This is a genomic window from Bradyrhizobium sp. Unk1, from assembly GCF_059512345.1.
This window is the reverse complement of sequence record NZ_JCAMOP010000132.1, coordinates 1-3414: the sequence shown is the minus strand read 5'-3', so window position 1 is coordinate 3414 and position 3414 is coordinate 1. Positions and strand designations below refer to the sequence as shown.

Sequence of the window (3414 nt, the reverse complement as noted above, 5' to 3'; positions counted from 1 at the left end):
CGGTACGCCCGAGTAACCCTCGGACGCGCAGTGTAGGGCGAGCCACCTCACTGGAAGAGGCGGACATACGGCCTTACGCTCGACGCGACAATCCGCCTTCAACAGCGGCGACTACGCGCTTACGAAGATCGGCCGAAATGGATATCGCCATGCCCACCTGCCTCCTTCGCCGGCAGATAGCTCGAATCAGAACCAGCCTGATTTGTAAGCGCCCGGTCATGACCCGGGCTTTTGTTCGCCGCCCTTCTCGCCGCGGCCGCGATTGGTTTTGTGCTCGCGGATGAAGTCGATCAGGCTTTCGAGGCCGAAGTCAGTGAAGGCGGGGATCTGCTGATCGTCGGGCCCGTAGACCCAGAGGCAACCGTCTTCCGGCTCCATGTCGACATAGACCTCCCACAGCAGTTCGGCGTCCTCGCCGAGCATTTCGGCAGCGAGCGGGAGGGTGTAAACCCGGGTGATCGCAGCCACGGTCAGGCCGCCAGTCTGGCGTCGGATGGGGCGCGCCAGTTCCAGGGAAGAAGCTCGTCGATGCGATTGGCTGCGTGGTCGCTGACGCGGCCGATCAGGTCGGCGAGATAGGCCTCCGGATTGATGCCGTTCAGCTTGCAGGTCTGGATCAGGGTGTAGAAGACCGCAGCACGCTCGCCACCGGAGTCCGAGCCGAGGAAGGTCCAGTTGCGTCGTCCGAGCGTCAGCGGGCGGATCGCACGTTCGGCGGCATTGTTGGTCATCTCAAGACGGCCATCTTCGGTGAACCGGGAGAGCGCCTTCCAGCGATTGAGGCTGTAGCGGATGGCCTTGGCGAGGTCTCCCTTGCGACTGATCCTGCCGAGGCTTGTCTCCAGGTAATCCTTAGCAACGGCACGCTTTGAGCCTGGCGCATGGCCAGACGATCCGAGGCACTTCGGCCGTTGATCTCGCGCTCGACGGCGAAGACCGCGCCGATCTTGTCCAGCGCCTGACGCGCGATCGGCGATTTGGTCCTCGCGTGCTCGTCGAACAGTTCGCGTCTCGCATGGGCCCAGCACGCGACCGGCTCCAGGCGCGGGCGGCCGGTGATCGGATCCGGTTCGTAGAGTTTGTCAAACCCGGCATAGGCGTCGGCGTGCAGGAAGCCGGATGCAGGCGCCAGAATGGCTTGAGCGTGCTCACCTTTGCGGTCAGGCGAGTAGCGATAGTAGGCCGCCGGTGGATTGGGCGAGCCCCAGGTGCCTTCATCGCGCACAACGACCCATAGCCGGCCGCTTTTGGTGCGCCCGCGTCCGGGATCCTGAACCGGGATCGGCGTGTCGTCGGCATGGATGGTCGGGCCGGCGCGAGCGTAGTCGCCGATGCGCTCAGCTACCGGCGCCATCAGCCATGCGGCCCGTCCGACCCAATCGGCCAGGGTCGATCGATCCAGGTCGACGCCCTCGCGCGCGTAGATTCCGGACTGTCGGTTCAAAGGCAGGTGGTCGCAATATTTGGAGACCAGCACATGGGCGATCAACTTTTGGCCGGGCCTGCCGCGCTCGATAGGCAGGCTTGGCATCGTCGGCTGCGTAATGGCCTCGCAGTCCCGGCAGCTCAGTTTCGGCCGCACATGCACGATGACCTTGAAGTGTGATGGTACATATTCCAGCACCTCCCGCTCATCGTCGCTGATCCTGCGCAACCGCTCGGAGCCGCAGGCCGGGCAGGCGCAAACCCCGCCGTGGGTGATGATCTCGCGCGGCAGGTGATCGGGCAGCGGCCGGCGATTGCCCACACGCCGGGGCCCGGTCAACACCGGCATCGCGCCTGGCGTCGCCGCAGTCGCATCCTGGCGGGCTTCGCTGGCGGCCTCGGCTTCCTCCAGATCGCCGATGATCAGCTCGAGCAGATCGATCTGCCGATCGAGCTTCTCAGACGACTGGCCGAAGCGCGCGCGCCGCAGCGTCGCCAACTGGGCTTTCAACTTCTCGATATGCAGCGTCTTGGCGTAGAGCTCGGCCTGCAAAGCTGCCGCGAACGCGCGCAGGGCGTCCGGATCCGACGGCAATTCCGCAGTGGCGAGAGACATGCCGGCTTATAGCAAGGTCATGACTCAGGAGCGAGAATAGATCTTCGGAATCGGGAGCTTATTAGACAGCTTCAGGGCGTATGACCGGTTCAGGCGCGACCGTCCGCCGCCAATCGATGCCTTCGACGAGCAAGGCCAGTTGGGCTGGTGTCAGCTGAAGCCGACCCGCCACGATCGGCGGCCAGACGAACTTTCCTTGCTCCAACCGCTTGGCGAACAGGCACAGCCCACTTCCATCCCAGGCCAGGATCTTCAACATGTCGCCGCGCTTGCCGCGGAACACGAACAGCGCCCCCGAGAAGGGATCGGCGGCCAGCACGTTCTGGACCTGGGCCGCCAAACCATCCATCCCTTTGCGCATATCGCACGGCTGCGTCGCCAGATAGACTCGCACCCCAGACCCGGGCGCGATCATGCCGCCGCCTTCAGAGCAGACAGCACTCGCCGCAACACTGCCTCGCTGATCTCGGCGTCCACTCGCACGCGCACACCGCCGATCAGGACGATCTCAATCACGCCGCACCGTTCTGCCCCAGGGGCCACGGATGGTGAGGCAGCCTGCACATCGCTGATGACCTCGACCGGAATCAATTCCAGCGGCGAAGCCGCCGACGCTGGCGTGCGCATCTGCCGGCGCCACGTGAACAACAGATTCGCATTGATATCGTGCCGCCGAGCCACCAGTGATACCGACGCGCCGGGCTCACAGCTCTCAGCCACCAGTCGCTGCTTCTCTTCGAGCGTATATGACTTGCGCCGACGGGCGCGTGCCGTCGCACCACGAAACTCTTCGTCAGCCACTCCATCCCTCACGATCGTGTCCATTAAGCTCCGCTCGTGGACACTATCTTCAGCGCCCCGGAGCCAAGCTGCTATCTGATCCGAACCCCACAACGAAAGGCGGCCATAACCGGGCGCTTACCCTGATTTGGGAATCCCAAACGATTCAATCTGCTCGAGACCCGCTCTAGGAGACCAGAAGGGTCAGCTCCGGCGCTTCAGTCGGCGGGGCATCAGGGGATTCGGATGGCGGATTTCAAGACGATATCCAGAGTTCGGATATCTGATCGCTGTTGATTCAGCTCATCGTGTATCTGCACGCCGCCAGAGCGAAGAGGATTAGTCGAAGATCAGGCGCTTGGCCCCTCGCGCACCCTGAGCGCATAGGCCCTTCGCGGGCCCCTGTGCGTTGACGTTGGAGAGTAGGTCAAAACGGTGATGCACGACAGGCCGCCGCCCGTAATCGCGTAATCGATCCAAGGTGATCTCTTAAGAGTCTGCGTCCTATCGCGGCAAATCTAGCAGTCTGCTGAAAAACCTCGAAATGGAGCGTCCTCGCCGGTCGTTGTTGGGGCGATGCGGTGGAGTTGGAC

Annotated in this window: 3 protein-coding genes and 1 pseudogene; all 4 read right to left on the bottom strand. The window is 63.4% G+C overall.

Translation table 11 applies throughout. The features are described 5' to 3' along the window. Positions 1–216 precede the first annotated feature (216 nt). Positions 217–468: a hypothetical protein gene (locus AC5ZFO_RS47455; RefSeq protein ID WP_496124192.1), complete on the bottom strand. Its 252-nt coding sequence runs from the start codon at positions 466–468 to the stop codon at positions 217–219. Between the two features lie 2 nt (positions 469–470). Further along, positions 471–2041: pseudogene (gene tnpC / locus AC5ZFO_RS47450) on the bottom strand (IS66 family transposase). Positions 2042–2102: 61 nt separating this feature from the next. Continuing rightward, entirely contained in the window at positions 2103–2456 is a 354-nt protein-coding gene (tnpB, locus tag AC5ZFO_RS47445) for an IS66 family insertion sequence element accessory protein TnpB (protein WP_038381199.1), read from the bottom strand. Then, on the bottom strand, positions 2453–2866 hold the full coding sequence (gene tnpA, locus AC5ZFO_RS47440) for an IS66-like element accessory protein TnpA (protein WP_496124191.1): 414 nt from the start codon (positions 2864–2866) through the stop codon (positions 2453–2455). The genes tnpB and tnpA overlap by 4 nt, the downstream gene beginning before the upstream one ends. Positions 2867–3414 lie beyond the last annotated feature (548 nt).